At 69.9% G+C, this 23,536-nt stretch carries 22 protein-coding genes and 1 riboswitch; of the genes, 18 read left to right on the forward strand and 4 right to left on the reverse strand.

Features of this window, described 5'->3' with window-relative positions:
- The first annotated feature begins 8 nt into the window (after positions 1 to 8).
- The 12 genes from M1M07_RS00925 (at position 9) to M1M07_RS00980 (ending at position 13,074) form a co-directional block, all read left to right on the forward strand.
- Positions 9 to 827: an ABC transporter permease gene (locus M1M07_RS00925; protein WP_248673024.1), complete on the forward strand. Its 819-nt coding sequence runs from the start codon at positions 9 to 11 to the stop codon at positions 825 to 827.
- A complete protein-coding gene (locus M1M07_RS00930; RefSeq protein WP_197250311.1) occupies positions 824 to 2,419 on the forward strand; it encodes an ABC transporter ATP-binding protein in 1,596 nt (531 codons plus the stop codon). Before M1M07_RS00925 ends, M1M07_RS00930 begins: the two co-directional genes overlap by 4 nt.
- Positions 2,409 to 3,515: an LLM class flavin-dependent oxidoreductase gene (locus M1M07_RS00935; RefSeq protein ID WP_197250310.1), complete on the forward strand. Its 1,107-nt coding sequence runs from the start codon at positions 2,409 to 2,411 to the stop codon at positions 3,513 to 3,515. Before M1M07_RS00930 ends, M1M07_RS00935 begins: the two co-directional genes overlap by 11 nt.
- Before the next feature lie 13 nt (positions 3,516 to 3,528).
- Positions 3,529 to 4,899 (forward strand): NtaA/DmoA family FMN-dependent monooxygenase, encoded by a 1,371-nt coding sequence (locus tag M1M07_RS00940; protein WP_248672992.1) that lies wholly within the window; start codon positions 3,529 to 3,531, stop codon positions 4,897 to 4,899.
- Complete coding sequence (locus tag M1M07_RS00945; RefSeq protein ID WP_197250308.1) at positions 4,896 to 5,699, forward strand: DUF1684 domain-containing protein; 804 nt, start codon at positions 4,896 to 4,898, stop codon at positions 5,697 to 5,699. The genes M1M07_RS00940 and M1M07_RS00945 overlap by 4 nt, the downstream gene beginning before the upstream one ends.
- Positions 5,700 to 5,701: 2 nt before the next feature.
- Positions 5,702 to 6,850 carry an LLM class flavin-dependent oxidoreductase gene (locus tag M1M07_RS00950; RefSeq protein ID WP_248672993.1) on the forward strand — a complete coding sequence of 383 codons (1,149 nt, stop codon included), beginning with the start codon at positions 5,702 to 5,704 and terminating at the stop codon, positions 6,848 to 6,850.
- Between the two features lie 47 nt (positions 6,851 to 6,897).
- Positions 6,898 to 7,374 (forward strand): cupin domain-containing protein, encoded by a 477-nt coding sequence (locus M1M07_RS00955; protein ID WP_248672994.1) that lies wholly within the window; start codon positions 6,898 to 6,900, stop codon positions 7,372 to 7,374.
- A gap of 43 nt (positions 7,375 to 7,417) precedes the next feature.
- On the forward strand, positions 7,418 to 8,164 hold the full coding sequence (locus M1M07_RS00960; protein WP_197250305.1) for a hypothetical protein: 747 nt from the start codon (positions 7,418 to 7,420) through the stop codon (positions 8,162 to 8,164).
- On the forward strand, positions 8,161 to 8,622 hold the full coding sequence (locus M1M07_RS00965; protein ID WP_197250304.1) for an RDD family protein: 462 nt from the start codon (positions 8,161 to 8,163) through the stop codon (positions 8,620 to 8,622). Before M1M07_RS00960 ends, M1M07_RS00965 begins: the two co-directional genes overlap by 4 nt.
- Positions 8,623 to 8,692: 70 nt before the next feature.
- A complete protein-coding gene (gene fgd / locus M1M07_RS00970; RefSeq protein ID WP_197250303.1) occupies positions 8,693 to 9,706 on the forward strand; it encodes a glucose-6-phosphate dehydrogenase (coenzyme-F420) in 1,014 nt (337 codons plus the stop codon).
- A gap of 68 nt (positions 9,707 to 9,774) precedes the next feature.
- Entirely contained in the window at positions 9,775 to 11,853 is a 2,079-nt protein-coding gene (pta, locus tag M1M07_RS00975) for a phosphate acetyltransferase (RefSeq protein WP_248672995.1), read from the forward strand.
- 3 nt (positions 11,854 to 11,856) lie between these two features.
- Positions 11,857 to 13,074: an acetate kinase gene (locus tag M1M07_RS00980; RefSeq protein WP_248672996.1), complete on the forward strand. Its 1,218-nt coding sequence runs from the start codon at positions 11,857 to 11,859 to the stop codon at positions 13,072 to 13,074.
- A 99-nt stretch (positions 13,075 to 13,173) separates the two neighbouring features.
- Here M1M07_RS00980 and M1M07_RS00985 read toward each other — a convergent pair whose 3' ends face one another.
- Genes M1M07_RS00985 through M1M07_RS00995 form a run of 3 tightly spaced genes read right to left on the reverse strand, consistent with a single transcriptional unit; the run spans position 13,174 to position 17,878 of the window.
- Positions 13,174 to 15,528: a serine/threonine-protein kinase gene (locus M1M07_RS00985; RefSeq protein ID WP_197250301.1), complete on the reverse strand. Its 2,355-nt coding sequence runs from the start codon at positions 15,526 to 15,528 to the stop codon at positions 13,174 to 13,176.
- Between the two features lie 11 nt (positions 15,529 to 15,539).
- Entirely contained in the window at positions 15,540 to 16,484 is a 945-nt protein-coding gene (locus M1M07_RS00990; RefSeq protein ID WP_197250352.1) for a glutamate ABC transporter substrate-binding protein, read from the reverse strand.
- 17 nt (positions 16,485 to 16,501) lie between these two features.
- Entirely contained in the window at positions 16,502 to 17,878 is a 1,377-nt protein-coding gene (locus M1M07_RS00995) for a hypothetical protein (RefSeq protein WP_197250300.1), read from the reverse strand.
- 128 nt (positions 17,879 to 18,006) lie between these two features.
- On the opposite strand from M1M07_RS00995, the gene M1M07_RS01000 reads away from it, so the two are divergent.
- Entirely contained in the window at positions 18,007 to 18,855 is an 849-nt protein-coding gene (locus M1M07_RS01000; RefSeq protein ID WP_248672997.1) for an NUDIX hydrolase, read from the forward strand.
- 4 nt (positions 18,856 to 18,859) lie between these two features.
- On the opposite strand, the gene thiE is transcribed toward M1M07_RS01000, so the two are convergent.
- Positions 18,860 to 19,549, reverse strand: a complete 690-nt coding sequence (gene thiE / locus M1M07_RS01005) for a thiamine phosphate synthase (protein WP_248672998.1) — start codon at positions 19,547 to 19,549, stop codon at positions 18,860 to 18,862.
- Between the two features lie 26 nt (positions 19,550 to 19,575).
- Positions 19,576 to 19,690, forward strand: a riboswitch (TPP riboswitch).
- Here thiE and thiO point away from each other — a divergent pair.
- The 5 genes from thiO (at position 19,688) to M1M07_RS01030 (ending at position 23,524) form a co-directional block, all read left to right on the forward strand.
- Positions 19,688 to 20,749 (forward strand): glycine oxidase ThiO, encoded by a 1,062-nt coding sequence (gene thiO, locus M1M07_RS01010; protein WP_248672999.1) that lies wholly within the window; start codon positions 19,688 to 19,690, stop codon positions 20,747 to 20,749. Its footprint overlaps the riboswitch before it by 3 nt.
- Positions 20,749 to 20,964 (forward strand): sulfur carrier protein ThiS, encoded by a 216-nt coding sequence (thiS, locus tag M1M07_RS01015; protein ID WP_197250297.1) that lies wholly within the window; start codon positions 20,749 to 20,751, stop codon positions 20,962 to 20,964. The genes thiO and thiS overlap by 1 nt, the downstream gene beginning before the upstream one ends.
- Positions 20,957 to 21,742 carry a thiazole synthase gene (locus M1M07_RS01020; protein ID WP_307845972.1) on the forward strand — a complete coding sequence of 262 codons (786 nt, stop codon included), beginning with the start codon at positions 20,957 to 20,959 and terminating at the stop codon, positions 21,740 to 21,742. The genes thiS and M1M07_RS01020 overlap by 8 nt, the downstream gene beginning before the upstream one ends.
- Before the next feature lie 76 nt (positions 21,743 to 21,818).
- A complete protein-coding gene (locus tag M1M07_RS01025; RefSeq protein WP_248673000.1) occupies positions 21,819 to 22,748 on the forward strand; it encodes an ABC transporter ATP-binding protein in 930 nt (309 codons plus the stop codon).
- A complete protein-coding gene (locus M1M07_RS01030; RefSeq protein WP_248673001.1) occupies positions 22,748 to 23,524 on the forward strand; it encodes an ABC transporter permease in 777 nt (258 codons plus the stop codon). Before M1M07_RS01025 ends, M1M07_RS01030 begins: the two co-directional genes overlap by 1 nt.
- Positions 23,525 to 23,536 lie beyond the last annotated feature (12 nt).

Consider the following 23,536-nt stretch of genomic DNA (forward strand, 5'->3'; position numbering starts at 1 on the left):
CCTTCCGTATCCCGTCCGTCGTGACCTGGCTGCGACGCAATGCTGTGGTCGCGGTCTCCGCGGTCGTGCTGCTCCTCGCCGTCGGCTTCGCCCTGTTCCCTTCGGTTTTCGCCTCCGGGGACCCGCTGCGGGGAGTGCCGGCCGAGAAGCTGCAGGGACCGAGCGTCGCGCACTGGTTCGGCACCGACAATCTCGGCCGCGACGTCTACACCCGCGTCGTGCACGGCGCCGGGCTATCGCTCACCGCGACCCTCGTCGCCGTCGGGATCGCCCTGGTGGTCGGCTCGCTCGTCGGTCTGCTCTCGGGCGCCCTCGGTGGCGTCGTCGACGCGGTTCTCATGCGCATCGTCGACGTGCTGCTGTCGATCCCGGCCCTGCTGCTGTCGCTCGCGCTGGTGACGGCGCTCGGCTTCGGCACGATGAACGTCGCGATCGCCGTCGGTGTGAGCCTCGTGGCGAACTTCGCCCGGGTCATGCGCTCGGAGGTGCTGCGCGTCCGCAAGGCCCTGTACGTCGAGGCGGCCTTCGCGTGCGGCGTCCGGTGGCACACCGTGCTCCGCCGGCACGTGCTGCGCAACTCGTACGCACCCGTCACCGCGCTCGCAGCCGTGGAATTCGGCATGGCGGTGCTCGCCGTGTCGTCGCTGAGCTTCCTCGGGTTCGGTGCCGTCCCGCCCACTCCCGAGTGGGGGTCGCTCATCTCGGAGGGACGCAACTATCTCGCTGCGGCGTGGTGGATGACGACGCTGCCGGGCCTGGTCATCGTGGCCGTCGTGCTCTCCGCACACCGCGTCGGTCACGCCATCGAGGACAGGAGCGCGCGATGACCCTGCTCGAGGTCCGCGACCTGCAGGTCGCCTACGGATCGGCCCGCGAACCGGTGGTCGCGGTGGACGGCGTCGACCTCACCGTGGCACGCGGTGAGGTGGTCGCGGTGGTCGGCGAATCCGGTTCGGGCAAGTCCACGACCGCCCAGGCGATCATCGGGTTGCTCGCCGGCACCGGACGCGTCACCGGAGGATCGGTGACCTTCGACGGCACCCGGCTGAACGACCTGTCGGAGCGGGCCTTCGAACGCATTCGCGGCGCTCGCATCGGGTTCGTTCCCCAGGACCCCACGACCTCGCTCAATCCCGTCCTCCGCGTCGGCGACCAGGTCGCCGAGGTGCTGCGCATCCACGGTCTCGCCGACCGGCGCACCGCGAGGATCGAAACACTGCGCATCCTCGAGGAGGCCGGGCTCGACGATCCGGCGTTGCGCGCGAAGCAGTACCCGCAGGAACTGTCCGGCGGGCAGCGCCAGCGCGTGCTCATCGGCATCGCCCTCGCGTGCCGCCCGGACCTGGTCATCGCCGACGAACCGACCAGCGCGCTCGACGTGACGGTGCAGCGCCGCATCCTCGACCACCTCGACGCACGGATCGCCGAGACCGGGACGGCGGTTCTGCTCATCACCCACGACTTGGGGGTCGCAGCGGACCGCGCCGACCGCATCGTCGTGATGAAGAGCGGGAGGGTCGTCGAAACCGGACCTGCCGCACAGGTACTCGACGACCCGCAGCACGAGTACACGCGCTCGCTCATCGCGGCGGCACCGAGCCTTGCGGACGCGCCGCAACGCCCCGCGCTGCGCAAGGCCGCCCCGATCCTCACGGTCTCGAACGTGTCGAAGACGTTCCGCATCGACCGGAAGTCCGCGCTGCACGCCGTGCGCGACGTCTCGTTCGAGGTGCCTCGCGGCGGCACCCTGTCGCTGGTCGGCGAGTCCGGATCCGGCAAGTCCACCGTCTCGCGGATCGCGATCCGGCTCGAGACGCCCACCTCGGGCGAGGTGCGGTTCGACGGTGACGACATCACCGGCCTCCGCGGACACGCACTGCGGGCGTTGCGCCGCCGGGTGCAGATCGTCCACCAGAACCCGTACGCGTCGCTCGATCCGAAACTGCGGATCCGCGACATCGTCGCCGAACCGCTCGACGCGTTCGGCATCGGCACACGAGCCGAGCGCGCCCAACACGTCGCACGCCTCCTCGATCAGGTGGCACTGTCGACGGCGCACCTGAACCGCAAACCCGCGGAGCTGTCGGGAGGGCAACGGCAGCGCGTCGCCATCGCCCGGGCGCTCGCGCTGCAACCCGACCTCCTCGTGCTCGACGAACCGGTCTCGGCGCTCGACGTGTCGGTCCAGGCACAGATCCTCGACCTGCTCACCGCGCTGCAGACCGAACTCGGGCTCAGCTACCTGTTCATCTCGCACGACCTCGCCGTCGTCCGGCAGATCAGCGACACCGTCGCTGTGATGCGCGCCGGCCGGGTCGTCGAATACGGCTCCACCGCAGAAATTTTCGACAACCCACAGCGCGAGTACACCCAGACGTTGCTCGAGGCCATCCCCGGGAAGGTCCATCATGTCCGATAATTCAGAGTTGTTGCTGGCCGTCGAGTTCACCGGCACCGGTATCCACCCGTCGTCGTGGCGCCGCGACGATTCGCGCGCCGAGGAATTGTTCACCGCGCGCTACTGGGCCGATCTCGTCGGCGCCGCAGATCGCGCGGGTGTGGACTTCGCGTTCTTCCCGGACACCTTCGGTGTCACCTCGGACGCGAGCACCGTGCGCGGCCGGCTCGAAGCCGTCGGGCTCGCCGCGCGTCTCACCGCGGCCACCACCCGCATCGGGCTCGTCCCCACCGCGACCGTCACCCACACCGAACCGTTCCACGTCGCCAAGGCGATCCAGACCGTCGACCACACCACGCTCGGTCGCGCGGGCTGGGAGGTCGCGGTGACGCCGGGCGCCGGGCCGGTCGCGTTGTTCGGCCGCAAGGACGAGCAGGACACCGCGTCGCTGTGGGCCGAAGCCGCCGAGGCCGCCGAGGTCGCGGCGCGACTGTGGGACAGCTGGGAGGACGACGCCGAGATCCGCGACGTCGCCACCGGCCGCTTCATCGACCGGGACAAGGTTCACTACATCGATTTCGTCGGCGAGTACTTCTCCGTCAAGGGATCGTCCATCGTACCGAGGTCGCCGCAGGGGCAACCGTTGGTCGCGGTGACGGTCACCGGCGACGAATCGTTCGAATTCGCCGCGAAGCGAGCAGATCTCGTGCGCATCCGGGCAACGGATGCCGAGGCTGCGGCCGATCTCACCACCCGTATCCGGGCCGCTGCGGGGGACCGTCCGGTCCTCGTCCTGCTCGACGTCGACCTGCTGCTCGCCGCCACCGACGCCGACGCGGCCGCCGACCTCGCGCAACTCGAGGCGTGGGCCGGAGCGCCGTACGTCTCCGACACGATCGTCCACGTGGGCACCGCCGCCGGAGCCGTCGAGCTCCTGGGAGACATCCGGGGCGTGAACGGGGTGACGCTGCGACCGCTCGCTCTGCCGTCGACCCTGCCGCGGCTCGTCGAGAACGTCCTGCCCGTCATTCGTCCCGTGGTCGCGCCCGCAACCGGAACCCTCCGCGACCGGCTCGGTCTGCCCCGTCCCGCCAATCGTTTCGCTTCCGCTCACTGAAGGATCGATCACCTTGTCACGCAATATCGTTCGCAAGCAGATCCACCTCGCCGCCCACTTCCCGGGGGTCAACAACACCACCGTGTGGGCAGACCCGGCCTCGAAGAGCCAGATCGACTTCGAGTCGTTCGTGCACCTCGCGCGCACCGCCGAGCGCGGCAAGTTCGACTTCTTCTTCCTCGCCGAGGGATTGCGGTTGCGCGAACACCGCGGCCGCATCCACGACCTCGACGTCGTCGGCCGGCCCGACACGCTCACCGTGCTCGAGGCGCTCGCCGGCGCCACCACCCACCTCGGGCTGGCCGGCACGATCAACACCACCTTCAACGAACCGTACGAGCTGGCGAAGCAGTTCGCGACGCTCGACCACCTGTCCGACGGCCGCGCCGCGTGGAACCTGGTCACGTCGTCGGATGCGTTCACCGGCGAGAACTTCCGTCGCGGCGGCTTCCTCGACCATTCCCAGCGCTACGTCCGCGCGGCCGAAGTGGTCGACGTGGTGCGGGAACTGTGGGACGGCTGGTCCGAACGTGGGCCCGTGATCGACCGTGAGGCCGGAATCTTCGCCGCCGACAACGACATCGCGCCGTTCGACATCCACACCACCCAGTTCGACATCGCGGGGCGCTTCGAGGTGCCGCGCAGCCCCCAGGGGCATCCGGTCTTCCTGCAGGCCGGCGACTCCGACGAGGGACGCGAGTTCGGGGCCGCGAAGGCCGATGCGATCTTCAGCCGCCACGGCACCCTCGAGGAGGGGCGGGCGTTCTACACCGATGTCAAGAGCCGCCTCGCGAAATACGGCCGCAGTCACGACGACCTGAAGATCCTGCCCGCCGCGGCGTTCGTCCTCGGTGACAGCGCCGAGGACGCGGAAGAACGGGCCCGGCACATCCGGCTGCAGCAGGTCGGCCCGCAGACCGCGATCGCGTTCCTCGAGCAGGTATGGGGCCGCGACCTCTCGAACTACGACCCGGACGGGCCCCTGCCCGACGTCGACCCCGAGGACAACGTGACCATCACTCGCGGCCGCGTCCGCCACGCGAAGGATCCGCGCGCGATTGCCGAGGCGTGGCGCGCGAAGGCCGAGGCCGAGAACCTCAGCATCCGCGAACTCATCATCGAGGTCACCGCGCGTCAGCAGTTCGTCGGCACCGCCGAACAGGTTGCCACCGAGATCGACCACTACGTGCAGACCGACGCGAGCGACGGTTTCATCCTGGTGCCGCACCTGACCCCCGGCGGCCTCGACGAGTTCGTCGACACCGTCGTGCCGCTGCTGCAGGAACGCGGCAGTTTCCGCACCGAGTACGACGGCACCACCCTGCGCAGCCACCTGGGCCTGCGCCACCCGCACGAGACGAACGAAGGAGTCCGAGCATCGTGACCACAACACTCGACCACACCCGATTCCTCGAGGACTGGAAGCAGTGGCACGCCGCCCGCAACGACGCGCTGCGGCAACCGCTGGGCTGGCTCAGCCTCACCGCGCTGCACTGGCTCGACGAGACCCCCACCGAATTCGACGAAGCCCCGGGGATCTGGCATACCGCCGGTGACACGGTCGTGCACGTGCACGGTGACACGGTCGTGCACGTGCACGGTGACGAGACCGGTACCTACGAACCGGTCGAGGGTGCGCCCGGGCTCGAGGTGGAGTTCGACGGCGGTTACGTCGAGATCATCCGCCGCACCGGTCGTTTCGGGATCCGTATCCACGACCGGAATGCTCCCGCGGTCGCCGCCTTCACGGAAGTACCGGTGTACGAGCCGGATACGAAGTGGGTTCTCAACGGCCGTTTCGAAGCGTTCGACGAGTCGCGCACCGTGACCACCGGCGCCGTCGTCGACGGTCTCGAACATCATCACAGCGCAGCCGGGCTCGTCCGGTTCGACCACGACGGCAGCGAGCACACGCTCGTCGCGTTCGGCGAGGTCGGCGGGCCATTGCGGGTGTTGTTCACCGACGCGACCAGCGGGGTCACCACCTACCCGGCGGCACGCGCGCTCGACCTCGGTGTCCCGGACGAGAACAACACCGTCACACTCGATTTCACGCGGGCGGCGAATCTGCCCTGCGCGTTCACCGACGCCGCGACCTGCCCGATCGCGCCGGCCGAGAACCGGCTCCCGTTCGCCGTCGAGGCGGGCGAACGCAATCCCCGCACATCGCAGAATCCGGAGTGACCATGGCTGTGACGAATCCGGTTCCGCTGTCCGTGCTGGACCTGTCGCCGGTCAGCGAGGGAGCGACCGTGCCGCAGGCACTGCGCAACACGGTCGATCTCGCGCGGAAGGCCGAGGCGTGGGGTTACCGGCGCTACTGGGTCGCCGAGCACCACTTCGTCGCGGTGGCCTCGTCGTCCCCGGCGGTGCTGATCGGCGCGGTCGCCGCGGCCACGAGCACCATCCGGGTCGGGGCGGCGGCGGTGCAGCTCGGCCACAACACCGCCGCGGGTGTCGTCGAAGCATTCGGCACGCTCGACGCGTTCCATCCGGGGCGGATCGATCTCGGTCTCGGCCGTTCGGGCCAGCGGCGCGCGGAAGCGTTGAAGGCTGCCGCATCCGGTGTCGAGCCCCCGGCGCCGCGCGCCACCGAGATCCGGAACGGCCTGGTGATCCCGCCGCCGTTCCCGACCGGCCGGATCCTCGCCTCGCCGCGTCTCGCGGCCTCGTTCGCGGCGCTCCAGCAGCCCGGCGCGCAGTCGCCGGACTTCGACGAGCAGGTCGCCGACATCCTCGCGTTGCTCGACGGCACGTACCGCACCGCCGACGGAATCGAGCTGCACGCTCATCCGGGGGAGAACGCCGACGTCGAGGTGTGGGTGTTCGGGTCGAGTGCGGGCCCGTCCGCCGCCCTCGCGGGTCGGCTCGGACTGCCGTTCGGGGCGAACTATCACGTCGCACCGTCCAGCACGGTCGAGGCGGTCGAGGCATACCGGGCGGCGTTCCGTCCGTCGAAGTACCTGGCAGAGCCGTATGTGGTGGTCTCGGCGGACGCCGTCGTCGCCGACGACGACGCGACCGCCCGCGAGCTCGCGTCGACGTACGGGCACTGGGCCCACAGCATCCGCTCGGGTCAGGGCGCCGTGCCCTACCCGGACCCGGCGACCGCGGAACCTCTCACCGCCGAGGAACGGGAACTCGTCGACGATCGTCTCGTCACCCAGTTCGTGGGTTCCCCGGGCACCGTCGCCGAACGGCTCGACACGTTGCGCCGGGTCACCGGCGCCGACGAACTCGTCGTCACGTCGGTGACACACCGGCACGAGGACCGGTTGCGGTCCTACGAACTGCTCGCACGGGAATGGGGGCTTGCGGGGCTGCGCGCCGCCTGACCGTGTCCGGGCCGAATGTCACGGCGGTTCGGATAGGCTGAACCGCTGTGACATTCGGCGATGACGGCGAGGCGCAGGACCAGGAACTTCCGGAGTGGGCACGCGCTCTCGGGCTCGCGCCACATCCCGAGGGCGGCTGGTACCGGGAGACCTGGCGCAGCGACCTCGAGCTGCCCGCCACGGCCCTGCCCGGCTATCCCGCGTCCCGCAGCGCCGGAACCGCGATCCTGTTCCTGCTCGTGCCCGGGCAGCAGTCCGCGTGGCACACGGTGCGCGGTGCCGAGCTGTGGCTGTACCACCGGGGGAGTCCCGTGCTGCTCGAGATCGCGGAACCGGGACCGGAACCCGGTGAGATCACCGAATATCTCGTCGGTCCCGACTTCGCCGAAGGCCACCGGCCGCAGGTCGTGGTGCCGCCCGGCCACTGGCAGCGAGCCCGGCCGGCGGGAAGCGAACCGAGCCTGGTCGGGTGCGTCGTCGTGCCCGGATTCGACTTCGACGACTTCACTCTGGCCGGCAGCTGAACCGGCACGTGCATTTCGCCGGATTCGGGTCTTTGATGTGGGTATGAGTGTCGACAGGAGTGCGGATCCGCTGCGCTTGGCCGCGGGAGCCGCGACGGTGCTGGCCGGTGCGGTCGGGAGCGCGATGGGCGTGAGCATGGACCTCGCCCGCCGGTTGCCCGGCGTCGCGTCGGCCATCGACGGCCTCGAGGCGCGCGGCGACGCTGCCCTGCGCGCGGCGGATGCCGCCGTGGACCGCGTCCTGCGCGTCGTCGTGCGGAAGGTCGTACAGGCGGCGTTGCTCGAAGTGGACATCACCGCCGTCGTCCGCGACCACGTCGACCTCGACGCGATCGCCGAGGGCATCGACGTGGGCCGCATCGTCGACCGGGTCGACATCGACGGGATCGCAGAGCGGATCGACATCGACCGGATCCTCGACCGGGTGGACATCGACGGTGTCGCTGCGCGCGTGGACGTCGAGAAGATCATCGCCCGGGTCGACATCGACGGGATCGCCGCGCGCCTGGATCTGACGCCGATCCTGGACCGGGTGGACATCGACGCGATCGCGGCGCGGGTCGACGTGGACGCGATCATCCGGCGTGTGGACCTGATCGGTCTGGCCGGCACCGTCATCGAGGGCGTCGATCTGCCCGAGATCATCCGGGAATCCACCGGGACGATGTCCACCGAGGCCGTGCAGGGGGTGCGGACCCAGGGCATGCGTGCCGACGACGCGGTCTCCGGATTCGTCGGCCGCATGTTCGGGAGGCACCCCGAGCACCACGAGCACGAGGGGCAGGGGTGAGCGAGCATCGGCCCGCGGGCATCGTCACGCGGGGTCTCGCGGCGCTCCTGGATCTCGGCGTCGTGCTCGCCGGTATGGGCGGCCTGTACCTGTCCTGGGCGCTGATGCGGTTGCTGTTCTCGCCGCAGCAGTTCTCGTTCCCGGACGTGCAGGTCGTCATGTCGATCACGACCTGCAGCGCACTGTCGGTGCTGTACCTGGCGGCGTGCTGGGCGACGACCGGTCGCACCGTCGGCTCGGTCGTGATGGGCCTTCGGGTCGTCGGGCGCAACCGGCAGCTCATGGGCTGGCTCCGCGCGCTGATTCGGGCCGGGTTCTGCGTCGTGTTCCCGGTCGGGCTGATCGTGGTCGCCGTCGATCGGCGACGACGGTCGCTGCAGGACATCGTGCTGCGGACCACGGTCGTCTACGACTGGCAGCCCGATCCTCACCTCGCCGAGCCGCACGGCGGACAGTGAAAACTCCGCCGGAACACCGTTCCGGTCATACTCGAAGCAGATTGAGATCGAAGACATACAGGAGAACTCGGTGGCACAGGGCTTGAAGTTGGGATACAAGGCGTCCGCGGAGCAGTTCGGTCCCCGGGAACTGGTGGAGCTGGCGGTGCTGGCCGAGGAACACGGCATGGATTCGGCGACAGTGTCCGACCACTTCCAGCCGTGGCGGCACAACGGTGGGCACGCTCCCTTCTCGCTGTCGTGGATGACCGCGGTCGGCGAGCGCACGAAGCGCCTGCAGCTCGGCACTTCGGTGCTGACCCCCACCTTCCGGTACAACCCGGCCGTCATCGCGCAGGCGTTCGCGACGATGGGCTGCCTCTATCCGGGCCGCGTCATGCTCGGCGTCGGCACCGGTGAGGCCCTCAACGAGATCGCCACCGGCTACCAGGGCGAGTGGCCGGAGTTCAAGGAGCGGTTCGCCCGGCTGCGCGAATCGGTGCGGCTGATGCGCGCGCTGTGGACCGGCGACCGCGTCGACTTCGACGGCGAGTACTACACCACGAAGGGTGCCTCGATCTACGACGTGCCCGAAGGGGGCATCCCGGTGTACATCGCCGCGGGTGGGCCGGTGGTCGCCCGGTACGCGGGCCGCGCCGGTGACGGCTTCATCTGCACCTCCGGCAAGGGCATGGAGCTCTACAACGACAAGTTGCTTCCGGCGGTCGCCGAGGGCGCCGAGAAGGCCGAACGGGACGTCGCCGCGATCGACAAGATGATCGAGATCAAGATCTCTTACGACACCGATCCGGACGCGGCGCTCGAGAACACCCGGTTCTGGGCTCCGTTGTCGCTCACCCCGGAGCAGAAGCACTCGATCGAGGATCCCATCGAGATGGAAGCGGCCGCGGACGCGCTCCCCATCGAACAGGTCGCCAAGCGGTGGATCGTGGCGTCGGATCCCGACGAGGCGGTCGAGAAGGTCAAGGCGTACATCGACGCCGGACTGAACCACCTCGTGTTCCACGCGCCGGGTCACGACCAGAAGCGTTTCCTCGAGCTGTTCGAACGGGATCTGGCGCCGCGCCTCCGCGCGCTCGCCTGATACCGCGATCTTGCAGTGCGGGGTGTCTCACACGCGGAGTCGCCCCGCACCGCATTATGGTGGCTCCCATGAGTGCCGCTGCGGGATCCGTGTCGAGCATCTACATCGCGTCTCCCGAAGGCGACACCGGGAAATCCACGGTGGCGCTCGGCATCCTGCAGATGCTGTGCGCCTCCGCCGCCCGCGTGGGTGTGTTCCGGCCCATCGCACGCTCGGACGCCGACCGTGACTACGTTCTCGAGCTGCTCCTCGAACGCATCACCGTCGACCTCGACTACGACGACTGCGTCGGTGTCACCTACGACGAGGTGCACGCGGACCCCGATGCGGCCCTGAGCGAGATCGTGTCCCGATACCACGCGGTCGCCGACCGGTGCGACGCCGTCGTGGTCGTCGGCAGCGACTACACCGAGATCGCGAATCCCACCGAACTGTCGTACAACGCGCGGATCGCGGCGAACCTCGACGCGCCGGTCCTGCTCGCGCTGCGCGGGTCGCGCCGAACCCCCGCCGAGATCGCGCAGCTCGCCGCGGTCTCGTCCGCCGAACTCGCCGCTCACCATGCCCATCTGACCGGGATCGTCGTCAATCGCTGCAACCCGGACGAACTCGACGCCGTCGCCGCGCGGTTCGCCGGGCATCCCGTGCCGGTATGGACGCTGCCGGAGGTCCCGATCCTGGTGGCGCCGACGATGGCCGAACTGCAGGCCGTCCTGCACGGCGACCTCTACAGCGGCGATCCCGAACTGCTGCACCGCGAAGCGCTGCGAGTCGTGGTGGGCGACATGACCGCCGAGCACATCCTCGAACGTCTCACCGAAGGAGCGGCGGTCGTCGTGTCCGCCGACCGTTCGGACGCCCTGCTGGCCCTCGTCAATGCCGATGCTGCAGAAGGGTTCCCGTCACTGGCGGGCATCATCCTCAACGGCGGGCTGCGGCCCCATCCCGCGATCGCGCAGCTCGTCACAGGTCTCGAACCCACACTGCCCATCCTCACCACCGATCTCGGCACGTTCGATACCGCCTCCGCCGCGGACCGGACCCGCGGGCGCATGGTGCACGGTGCGCAGCGCAAGATCGACACCGCGGTCGCGTTGATGGAACAGCACGTCGACGCACCGACGCTCCTGGGCCGGCTGAGTCTTCCGCGCCCGACGGTGACGACCCCGCAGATGTTCGAATACCAGCTCATCGACCGGGCCCGCGCGCAACGCCGGCACATCGTGCTGCCCGAGGGCGACGACGACCGCATCCTCCGCGCCGCCGGCCGGGTTCTGCAACGCGGCATCGCCGACATCACGCTGCTCGGTGACGAACCGCAGATCCGCCGGCGCGCCGCCGCACTCGGCATCGACCTCGGGAAGGCGGAGACGATCGACCCGCGGACCTCCGAGCTCGCCGAGCGTTTCGCCGCCGAATACGCCCGGCTGCGTGCGCACAAGGGCATGAATCTCGATCGCGCCCGCGAGATCATGCGTGACATATCCTATTTCGGCACCATGATGGTCCACCTGGGGATCGCGGACGGCATGGTGTCGGGGGCGGCGCACACCACCGCGCACACCATCCGCCCGTCCTTCGAGATCATCCGCACCCGGCCCGGCGTCTCCACCGTGTCGAGCGTCTTCCTGATGTGCCTGGCGGATCGCGTTCTCGTATACGGCGACTGCGCGGTCGTGCCCGACCCGTCCGCCGAGCAGCTCGCCGACATCGCGATCTCCTCCGCGGAGACCGCGGCCCGTTTCGGCATCGAGCCGCGGGTCGCGATGCTGTCGTACTCGACGGGCGACTCCGGGATCGGCGCCGACGTCGACAAGGTGCGCAGTGCCACCGCGCTGGTGCGGCAGCGACGGCCGGATCTGCCGGTCGAGGGCCCGATCCAGTACGACGCCGCGATCGAGCCCACGGTCGCGAGCGCGAAACTCCCCGGGTCCGAAGTGGCCGGTCGCGCAACGGTATTCATCTTCCCCGATCTGAACACCGGCAACAACACGTACAAGGCGGTGCAGCGCAGCGCCGGCGCGGTGGCCGTCGGACCGGTGCTCCAGGGCCTGAACAAGCCGGTCAACGACCTCTCCCGAGGCGCGCTGGTCCAGGACATCGTCAACACGGTGGCGATCACCGCGATCCAGGCACAGGAGGACTGATCCATGACTGCCACCAACGGAGTGACCGCCGGAACCGTGCTGGTGCTGAACTGCGGTTCGTCGTCGATCAAGTTCCAGCTGATCCACCCGGAGACGGGGGAGTCGGTGGTGCACGGGCTGATCGAGCGGATCGGTGAGCCGGAGGGGCGGATCGTCTTCCGCCACGCCACCGGAACCGAAGAGAAGATCGGACCCATCGCCGATCACCGCACGGGACTTCGCATCGTGCTGGACATGGTCGAAGGGCTCGGACGGTCGCTGCACGAGGCCGGCATCATCGCGGTGGGACACCGGCTCGTGCACGGCGGCGGGCTCTTCTACGAGCCGACGCTCATCGACGACGCGGTGGTGCGCGCGGTCGACGACCTGTCCAGCCTTGCGCCCCTGCACAACCCGGCCAACGTCGTCGGCATGGAAGTCGCCCGCGCGGTGCTGCCCGACATCCCGCACGTCGGTGTGTTCGACACCGCGTTCTTCCACGACCTGCCGGCCGCGGCCGCGACGTACGCGATCGATCGGAAGATCGCGGCCGATCACGGCATCCGTCGGTACGGATTCCACGGCACCTCACACGAATACGTCTCGCGGCGGGCAGCGGAGTTTCTCGGCCGCGACTACTCCGAGCTCGGTCAGATCGTGTTCCACCTGGGGAACGGGGCGTCCGCGGCCGCGATCGCGGGTGGCCACCCGATCGACACCTCGATGGGGCTCACCCCTCTCGAGGGCCTGGCCATGGGAACCCGTTGCGGCGACGTCGATCCGGGTGTGCTCATGCACCTGAAGCGCAGCGCCGGTATGGATGTCGAAGCGATCGACGACATGCTGAACCACAGCTCGGGACTCAAGGGGCTGTGCGGTGTCAACGACTTCCGGGCGTTGATCCGGCTGATCGAGGAGGGATCCGCGGACGCGAAACTCGCCTACGACGTGTACGTGCACCGGATCCGGAAGTACCTCGGCGCGTACATGGTCGAACTCGGCGGCGTCGACGTGATCGTCTTCACCGGCGGGGTGGGGGAGCACCGGTCCGAGGTCCGGTTGGACGCGCTGGCGGGACTCGAACGGCTCGGGATCGTCGTCGACCCCGAGTCGAACGCGGCCGAGAGAGGGGACGAACGTCGCATCTCCGCGCCGGAATCGAAGGTGGAGGTGCTGGTGATCCCGACCAACGAGGAACTGGCCATCGCCCGGGCCGCGGCCGCGTTCGCAACAACCTCGTAGGGCTGACCGTCGGGTCCGCCGACGGACAAGACATCAGCGCGCTGTCGGCTGCGCGCGGATATCCCCCGGCTGCGCGGGTTCGGTTGACAGATGCCACGGTCAGAGGAGGCTGCGAGGGCGGATCGCGTTCGCCAGGTCGACGAGGGTGTACCGGTGCGTGCGCGCCGGTGCGCTGCGTGCCAGCGCCCGCAGCGCCGCCTCGGTGCCCCTCCGCAGACCCTTCTCGGTGAACGGGACCCCGAGGATCGGATCGAGGGACTTACGGGAGGCATGGCCGGCGCGCACCCACTCGAGGGCCGTGCCCAGCACCAGTGTGCGCATCTGCAGGGCGCGGCCCTCGTCGAGGGGCAGAGCGTCGACGCGGTGCGCGGCCTCGCGCAGTTCGGCCTCGGTCACGTCGTCGATCGGTCTGTCGTGCAACATGATCAGGATGCTCGTCATGCTGGCCACACTGTGGTGCCGAGACGTCGCGGGCACCTGGTCGAGGGTCGCGACCGCGCCGGCCAGGTCGTGACGGTCGGCGAGCTGACGGGCCAGTCCGAACGCGGCACTGACGATGTTGTGGTCGGTGCGCCACACCGTCCGGTAGTAGTTCTCGCAGAACTGCCGCCACGCCTCCGGATCGTCGCTCTCCCATTGCTGCAGAATGAGTTCCGCGGTCGCGGCCAGGGCGATCTTCGGGGCGGTCTCGCCGGGTAGCGCCTCGAGCACCCGTTCGAATCGGTCGAACGCCGTCTGGAATTCACCGAGCAGCAGCGCGGCGATCCCGGCGTGCCAGTCGATCCGCCAGTCCATGCCCAGGTCGCGTTCGAGATTGCGGAGGATCTCCTCGGCCCGTTCCCCGTGCCCGAGGTCGAGGTGGGCGCGGACCTCGGCGAGGGCGATCTCGCGGGAGAACGAGACGTCGGCGGTGCCCACGACCCGTTCGAGCCCGTTGTCGCGGGCGTGCCGCAGTGCGTCGAGTGTCTGCTGGGGCTCGCTGTGCACGGCAGCGGCGAGCAGCGCCGCGCTGGGGTCGTTCGGATCGATCAACGGAACCGGAAGGGCCCCGGCCACATCCCGCGCAGAGATGTTCTTGTCGCGGACGATGCCGTCGACGAACACGTCCGTCTGCGCGACGGCCTCATCGGTGCCGAAGGTGGTGCGCTGGCGACTGAACTTCGCCGACAGCCCGGGGTGCTCGGTGCCCGTCTGCTGGGACAGGACCTCGCGCAGCACACCGGTGAGCTGCCCGGCCATCTCGTCGGCGGACCGGAACCGCCGTTCCGGGTCGGGATCGGTGGCGCGCAACAGCAATCGATGGAACGAGTCGTACTCGGCGAGCAACGGTGCCTGTTCGGTCGTGGGCAGCCCGTCGACGTAGCGGCCCTTGTCGACGGGCAGGTCCAGCGTCAGCGCTGCCAGGGTCCGGCCGGCGGTGTAGATGTCGGTGACCGGAGTCGGTCCGGTGCGGACGATTTCGGGTGCCTGGTAACCCGGCGTGCCGTACAGGTAGCCGTAGTCCTCGATGCCCGAGACCGCCCCGAGATCGATCAGTTTGGTCTGCTCCTCGGTGACCATGATGTTCTCGGGTTTGAGGTCGTTGTAGACCAGTCCGATCTCGTGCAGATAGCCGAGCGCGGGCAGGACGTCGAGGATGTACGCGATGGCCTGCTCGATCGGCATCCGTTCCGGTTTGGTGTAGGTGTCGAGGATCTCGCGCAGGGTGTGCCCGCCGACGTATTCCATGACGATGTATCCCATCGGGACACCGTCCGGCCGCGGATGCTCGACGAAGTTGTAGATCCGGACGATGCTCGGGTGCGAAACCTCCGCGAGGAACTGCCGTTCGGCCATCGCGACCGCCTGCGCCTCGGCGTCGCCGGCGTGCAGCAGGCCCTTGAGCACGACCCAGCGATCGCTGACGTTGCGGTCGACAGCCAGGTAGATCCAGCCCAGCCCGCCGTGCGCGAGACAGCCCTTGATCTCGTACTGCCCGGCGACCAGATCTCCGGGGGCGAGATTCGGGGTGAACTCGAACGGCGTGCCACACGACGGGCAGTTGCCCGAGGAGGGTCCGGGACCGGAGGCGGTGCTGCGCCCCACCGGTTTTCCGCACTTCCAGCAGAACCGTTTGCCCTCGGCGACCCGAGGATCGCGCAGGACGACACTCGCCGGATCGAGCGGCGCCGGAACCGGGACGTCGACGAGACCGGCGATGCGCCGGCGCAGCAGTCCACGGGGACGCGATCGGCGGCTCGAGCCGCGCTGCGACGGCCCGGTCGGCGGGAGGGAGGCACGCCGGGTCGACTCCGTGGACTGCGCCGCGCCGGGGCGTGGGCTGCGCTGGGTCGACTCGGTGGGCTCCGCCGCGTCGGGGCGTGGGCTGCGCTGGGTCGACTCGGTGGGCTCCGCCGCGTCGGGGCGTGGGCTGCGCTGGGTCGCCGGTCCGCCGGGGAGTTCGGTATCGGCCATCGGATCGTCCCTCAATCCACATACGTCGCGGTGGGCGGTGCCGGTGTCGGCCCGAGGACGGAGAGCCACCTGTCGTACAACTCCGCCCAGGTGCCGTCGCGGCGGATTCGTTCGAGTGTGCCGTTCACGAACCGCACGAGATCGTCGTTGCCCAGGGTGATGCCGACACCGTACGGCTCCACACCCATCGAGGCGCCGACGATCTCGAGATTGGGATCCTGGGATGCGAGACCCGCGAGGATGGTGTCGTCGGTGCTCACGGCCTCGACCTGCCCCTGCTGCAGGACGACGAGACAGTCCGCCCACGCCGGCACGGTCAGGATCGACGCCGACGGCTGCACCTGCTGCATGCGGGTCAGCGAGGTGGTTCCGCGCACGATACAGACCCGCCGGCCCGCGAGATCCGCGGCATTGCGGATGTCCGATCCCTTGACCACCAGGACCCGCTGCTGGGCCAGGAAGTATGTCGACGAGAAGTCGACGCGTTCCCGGCGGGCGCACGTGATCGACATGGTCTTGGCGACGATGTCGACGGTGGAGTCCTGCAGCGCCTGCTCGCGGTCGGCAGAGTTGAGGATCCGGTAGTCGATCAGGTCGGGATCCCCCAGCAGATCGCGCGCGATCTCCCGGGCGATGTCGACGTCGAAACCGGCGATGCGGCCGGTGGCCGGATCACGGAAGCTCATCAGATTGCTGCCGGTGTCGAGACCGACCACCAGCCGGCCGCGGGCACGGATCGCGTCGAGTGTCGGTCCGGTCGTCGCGCCGTCGGGCCGCAGGCTCGCGGTCGGATCCCCGCAGTCGGGCATTTCCGGTTGCGCAGTGGGGGAGGGCGCCAAGGTGGCGCGTTCGGGCAGCGGCACCTCGCTGTAGGGGACCTCGACCCGGGGCAGCGGGGACACCGGCGTCGACGCGCACCCGGCGACGGCGACGACACTGCACAGTGCCGCCACCATCAGCGCCACGCGGCTCCTCACTGGTACTCCCGAAGTCGAGGCCACAATCCGATGGTGACACCGATCAGCGACACCAGGGTGAGCACCACCGCGGCAGGTGCCAGCGCGGACAAGAGCTGGGAGGCGCGGTCCTCGTTGGAACGCAGCTGGGAGCGCGCCGCCTCGATGCCTTCGGCCAGGGCGTCGTCGACGACGGCGAACTGGGCCGCCGATTCGTTCGGACCCGGACCGACCGCCAGGACCGCCGCTGCGGTGTAGTCACCGCGCTGCAGAGCGGCCACCGTCCGTTCGTGCGATTCCATCCATTCGTTGCGGGCGGCGATCGCACGGGCCACGGCATCGTCGGTGACAGCGTCTCCACCCGGGTGGGATTGCAGTAGCTCGCCGAGCCGGGCCATGGACTGTCGGAACGCGGCATCGTATTCGCCGGTGCTGTCCCGCCGGGCCAACAGCAGCGTCTCGGCGGTGCGGGACTGCTGGGCGGTGATGCGGGCCGCGGCGACCGTCCCGAGCGGCTCGGCGCCGTCACTGATGGCGCGTTGCGTCGCACTCGACGACACCAGCCCCGCGACGAGCAGCCACACCAGCAGCAGGCCGGTCGCGGCGATCGACAGGAGCAACCCGGGATTGAGGGCACGCCGGCTGATGCGGGAGATGATCAGGTGGATGCCGCCGAGCGCGGACACTGCGGCGATGAGCAACCCGATCGAGAACCACGGTGGCCGGACCGCGGCGTGCTGGGTGTCCATGACGGCACGGACACCGAGCATGTGCAGTTCCTGTGCCATCGGCAACAGCGAGGTCTGCATGAGGTTCGACGCTTCGCCGAGGTACGCGCTGCCCACCGGATTGCCCGAGCGGTTGTTGGCCCGGGCCGTCTCGATCAGGCCCGTGTACACGGTCAGCCGCCCGGAGATCCCCGACAGGAGGCGGGCACTGTCCGGGTCGTCATCGGCACCGATGGCCGCCGCGACCAGCTGCGCCGACGCCTCCGCCACGGCCTGCTCGTACCGCTCGCGGACGGCCTTCGGTTCGATGCCGCCGGAGATGAACCCGGTGACCGCCGCCGCGTCGGCGACGGACAACGCGCTGTAGAGATCCTGGGACGCGTCCGCCAGCGGCTCGATCGTCGACAGCAGATGATCGTGCGTGGCCTTGCGGCTGCTCACCGTCTGGGTCGCGACGAACCCCGAGATCGCCACCAGGATCGACACGAGCGTCCCGAGCACGATGAGCTTGGCGGGTGTCGAGCGCAGCACGGCACCCAGATCGTCGGGCACCTGCGGGCCGCTCGACCGTCCCTGCTCGAAAACCCGGGCGGTCCGTGTCTCGGGGGCCCGCTGCTCGGCGTGGTCGGGGCCGGGGTCGATCGTGGGGTGTAGGCGAGGGTCCACCAATCGCCCCTTTCGGTGTTGCACAGTCCTTGGCGAGCATATAAGCAGTACGAACAGGAATGCGCTGCGCGAGTGCGTCGGAACAGGGGTTCGACAGCCCGCGGCGGCCGGTAGGGAGGACGGACACGATGCGCGGTGACGGTGACGGATGGGCCGTCGGCCCCGACGGCGATCGCCGGTGGGGCAAGCACGGTGCGGCCGGGCTGTTGTTGCGTGCGCCTCTGCCCGACGGCCGGCCCGCGGTGCTGCTGCAACACCGCGCCGCGTGGAGTCACCAGGGCGGAACCTGGGCGCTGCCCGGCGGCGCCCGCGACAGCCACGAAAGCACCGTCGACGCCGCGGTACGCGAAGCGCACGAGGAGACCGGCATCGACGTGTCGGTGGTTGCGGTCCGAACCGAGCGCGTCACCGCCGGGGTCGTCGGCGGCTGGACCTACACGACCGTCGTCGCCGACGCCGGGATCCCGCTGGCCACCGTCCCCAACGGCGAGAGCACCGAACTGCGATGGGTGCCGGAGGTCGAGGTCGAGGCGATGGCGCTGCACGCGGGGTTCGCCGCGTCCTGGCCGACGCTGCGCACCCGCGTGGTCCGGGTCCTGCTCGACACCGCGAACGTGCTCGGCTCCCGCCCGACCGGCTGGTGGCGCGACCGGCCGGGAGCGACCGGGGCACTGCTGAACGAGCTGGCGGCGGTGCTGCCCCGGACCCTCGAACTGCCCGACGGCGGGTTCGGCTGGGTGACGCAGATCGAGGCCGTGCTCGAAGGCCAGGCCCGGGACGCGATCGTCGAGGACGCCCGCATCCCGGTGCACGCCGCCACCGGAAGCGGGGACGACGAACTGGCCCGCCTCGCCGGGGCGACCGCCACCCTCACGTCGGAGGTGACGGTGGTCGTGACCGCCGACCGCGGGCTACGGGAGCGCCTGCCCGATTCGGTGATCGCGTTGTCGCCCTCGACCGTCCTCGACTGGCTGTAGACGGTTACGCAGGTAGACCGGCCTTCAGCGCAGCGGCCGCGGCACGCGGATCGGCGGCCTTCGTGATCGCCCGAACCACCGCGACACGGGTGGCGCCGGCGGCGACCACCTCGGGCAGTCGCTCGATGTCGATCCCGCCGATCGCGAACCACGGACGGGTCGGATGCGACTGAGCGACCTCCCGGATGACCTCCAGACCCGCCGCGGTGCGGCCCGGCTTGGTCGGGGTGTCCCATACCGGGCCGGACGCGAAGTAGTCGACACCCTCCTCGATCTCGGCGAGGGACGCCTGTGCGCGGCTGCCCGTGGATCGGCCGATGACGATGTCCGGACCGAGGATGTTGCGGGCGTGGGCGACCGGCAGATCCCCCTGACCCAGATGCAGGATGTCCGCGCCCGCCGCCAGTGCGATGTCGGCGCGGTCGTTGACGGCGAGCAGTGCGCCGTGGCGCCGGCACGCGTCGGCGAGGATCTCGAGCGCGGCCAGTTCGTCGCGTGCCTCGAGGCGGCCGAACTTCTTCTCGCCCGCCGAGTCCTTGTCACGCAACTGGATGATGTCGACTCCGCCGGCGAGGGCTTCCTCCGCGAATCGAGCCAGGTCGCCGGTGTCCCGGCGGGCGTCGGTGCACAGGTACAGACGCGCGTCCGCGAGTCGTTCCCGAGGTGAAGGATGGTTGCCACGATAGGAAGTCACAGCCCAGACGGTAACCTCTGAGGGAGAGATGACAACACGGGAGTCCCGGGGAACGCGGGGCTGAGAGGGGGCCTGCCGGCCCCGACCGTTATGACCTGACCCGGATCATGCCGGCGCAGGGAGTGAGGTGGACGCAGGATGGGAACGGTAGCCGTCGTCGGTGGCGGTGTCATCGGGTTGTCGATCGCGTGGCGCGCGGCGAGCGCCGGCTGGGACGTGACAGTGCACGACCCGACCCCCGGAGCGGGCGCATCCTGGGTCGCCGGTGGCATGCTCGCGCCGCTGTCGGAGGGCTGGCCCGGCGAGGAACACGTCCTGGAACTGGGCGCGGCGTCACTCGCGCGCTGGCCGGAGTTCGGGGACCGGTTGCAGCGCGCGACCGGGTGCGACCTGTTCACCTCGGACGGGTCGCTCACTGTCGCGCTGGATGCCGCCGACGCCGCCGACCTGCGCACCGTCGCGGAATGGGTGCAGGCGCAGGGCCACGAGATGCGGGTGCTCACCCGTGCCGAGATCCGGGAGCTCGAGCCGTCGCTCGGCCCGCGGATCCGCCTCGGGTTGCTCGCCCCGACGGAACTGGCCGTGGACAACAGGATCCTCGTCGACGCCCTGCATCGCGCCTGCGTCGAGGCCGGGGTGCGGTTCGTCGCGACCGCGGTCGATTCGCTCGACGCGCTGCCCGCGGACCGGGTGGTGCTCGCGGCGGGTTCGGCGTCGGCCCGGTTGTGGCCGGGCCTTCCGGTGCGGCCCGTCAAGGGCGAGATCCTGCGGTTGCGGGCCCGGCCCGGTGTCACCCCCGCCCCGAGCCGCACCATCCGCGGCAGTGTGCACGGCCGGCCGGCCTATCTGGTGCCGCGCGGCGACGGTCTCGTCGTCGGCGCCACCCAGTACGAGGCCGACGACACGCAGGTGACGGTCGCCGGGGTGCGGGACCTCATCGCCGATGCGGAAGCGCTGCTGCCGGCGATCGGCGAGTACGAGCTGTACGAGGCGACGGCGGGACTGCGGCCGATGAGCCCGGACAACCTGCCGTTGATCGGGCGGCTGTCCGAACGGGTCGTCGCCGCGACCGGGCACGGACGCAACGGGGTCCTGTTCACCCCGATCACCGCGGACGCCGTGCTCGCCGAACTCGCCGACGATCCGCTCGCCGAAGCGAAAAACGCCGACCCGCAAAGATTTTCGAAGGAAGGGCTGTGATGACGAACCCGATCTCGGTGGGGATCACCGTCAACGGTGAGGACCACTACTTCGCCGAGGCGCCGACGGTCGCCGAACTGCTGGTGCAGCTGGGGCTGCCGGAGAAGGGCATCGCGATCGCCGTCGACGGCGCGGTGTTCCCGCGCGGGCGGTGGTCCGAACCGGTCGGAAAGGGCTGGCAGATCGAGATTCTCACGGCGGTCCAGGGTGGCTGAGCTCCGTGACCCGGCACACGACCTGCCGCAGCTGACCATCGCCGGACGCACCTTCGCGTCGCGGTTGATCACCGGCACCGGCGGCGCCGCGAATCTCGCGGTGCTCGAGGAAGCGCTCGTCGCCTCGGGTACCGAACTGACCACCGTCGCCATGCGACGCGTCGACGCCGCCTCCGGCACCGGGGTGCTCGACCTGCTGCGCCGCCTCGACATCACCCCGCTCCCGAACACCGCGGGCTGCCGCGGCGCGAAGGAAGCGGTGCTCACCGCGCAACTGGGCCGCGAGGCCCTCGAAACCGATTGGGTCAAGCTCGAGGTCATCGCCGACGAACGCACCCTGCTGCCCGACGCCATCGAATTGGTCTCGGCGGCAGAGCAACTCGTCGACGACGGGTTCGTGGTCCTGCCGTACACGACGGACGATCCGGTCCTCGCGAAGCGCCTCGAGGACGTCGGATGCGCGGCGGTGATGCCGCTCGGCTCGCCGATCGGCACCGGACTGGGCATCGCCAACCCGCACCACATCGAGATGATCGTCGAAGCCGCCGGTGTCCCGGTGGTGCTCGACGCGGGCATCGGCACCGCGTCCGACGCCGCCCTCGCGATGGAACTGGGCTGCGACGCGGTGCTGCTCGCGACCGCGGTGACCCGGGCCAAGGACCCGGCGCTCATGGCGTCGGCGATGCGGCACGCCGTCGAAGCAGGTTTCCGGGCCCGGCACGCCGGACGGATCCCGAAGAGGTTCTGGGCGCAGGCGTCCTCGCCGCTCGAACCCTAGGGCCGGTGTCGGATCCGGCGGCTGCTCGTCGGGCGTGTCCCTGCACATTCCGGATGGATCGGGCAGGGTAGGGGTCATGATCGAAGTGACGGGACTGACCAAGACCTTCGGATCGACGACGGCAGTCGACGACGTGACGTTCACGGTCCGGCCCGGCATCGTCACCGGCTTCCTCGGTCCGAACGGTGCCGGTAAGACCACGACGATGCGGCTGATCCTCGGTCTCGACCGGCCCACTGCCGGCACCGCCCTGATCGGCGGGCGACCCTACCGGGAGTTGCAGCGGCCGCTGCGCACCGTCGGGGCGCTGCTCGACGCGAAGTGGGTGCATCCGAACCGGTCGGCCCGCGCGCACCTGCGGTGGATGGCCGCGTCGAACGGGCTGCCCGCGTCGCGGGTCGAGGAAGTGCTGCGTCAGGTGGGCCTGACCGAGGTCGCGAACAAACGCGCGGGTGGGTTCTCGCTCGGCATGTCACAGCGTCTCGGTCTGGCCGGGGCCCTGCTCGGCGATCCGCAGGTGCTGTTGTTCGACGAGCCGGTCAACGGGCTCGATCCCGAGGGGATCGTGTGGATCAGGCGGTTCATGCAGGCACTCGCAGCCGAGGGCCGGACCGTTCTGGTGTCGAGTCACCTGCTGTCGGAGATGGCGCAGACCGCCGACCACCTGCTGGTGATCGGGCGGGGCCGGCTCATCGCCGACACCTCCGTCGACGCATTCGTCGCGCAGGCCTCCGAAGCGGTGGTGCGGGTGCGCAGCCCCCAACTCGACGTCCTGCGGGCCGCGCTCGTCGAGCGCGGGCACGCCGTCCACGACGACGACGGTGCGCTCGTGGTCACCGGCGCGACCGCGGCGGAGGTCGGAGAGCTCGCCGCCGCCCGGTCGGTGGTGCTGCACGAACTCGCCGGACAGCAGGCCTCGCTGGAAGAGGCGTTCATGAAGATGACCGGTGGCGACGTGCAGTTCCACGGCACCGGCGCCGATTCCGTGATGAAGGGTGGCCTGTGATGAGCGTGGCGATCGACACGTTGCGAGCCGAACGTATCAAGCTGACGTCGGTGCAGTCGCCGTTCTGGTGCACCGTGGTGATCGTCGCGCTCGGTCTGGGCCTGGCCGCGATCCTCGGTGCGGCGGCGAAGGCGTCGATGTCCTCGGACGACGAAACGGTCCGCTTCTATCCCACCGTCGACGTCGCCGTCAGCGGTGTGACCGGTTTCGGTGTGCTGGTGTTGATGATCCTGGCGGCGCTGTCGGTGACCAGCGAATACCGGTTCGGCGTGATCCGCTCCACGTTCCAGGCTCTGCCGAACCGCACGGTCGTCCTCGCCGTCAAGGCACTGCTGATCGGTGTGCTCGGCGCGGTCCTGACCGGGGTGCTGGCGTTGGCCGCGGTCTATCTGACGAAGGCGCTCGCCGGGTCGGAGGCCGGACGGGACCTCGTGCTCGAGGGGGCGAAGTGGCGGACGATCTACGGCACCGCGCTGTTCGCGCTGCTCGCGTCCATCCTGGCGGTGGGGGTGGGCGCCCTGCTGCGTCAGTCCGCCGGCACCATCGCGATCCTGCTGCTGTGGCCGATGCTCATCGAATCGCTGTTCGGGCTGTTCGGGTCGTTCGGCCGGAACGTGCAGCCGTTCCTGCCGTTCGCGAACATCAACTACTTCCTGGGCACCGACCAGGGCATCGGTTTCCATTGGGGCCCGTGGGGTGCGCTCCTGTACTTCGCGGTGTTCGTGCTGGTGGTGTTCGGCGCCGCCGTGGCGGTGGTGAACCGGCGCGACGCCTGATGCGGTTCGCTC

Source organism: Rhodococcus sp. HM1, assembly GCF_023218075.1.
Lineage (GTDB): Bacteria > Actinomycetota > Actinomycetes > Mycobacteriales > Mycobacteriaceae > Rhodococcus.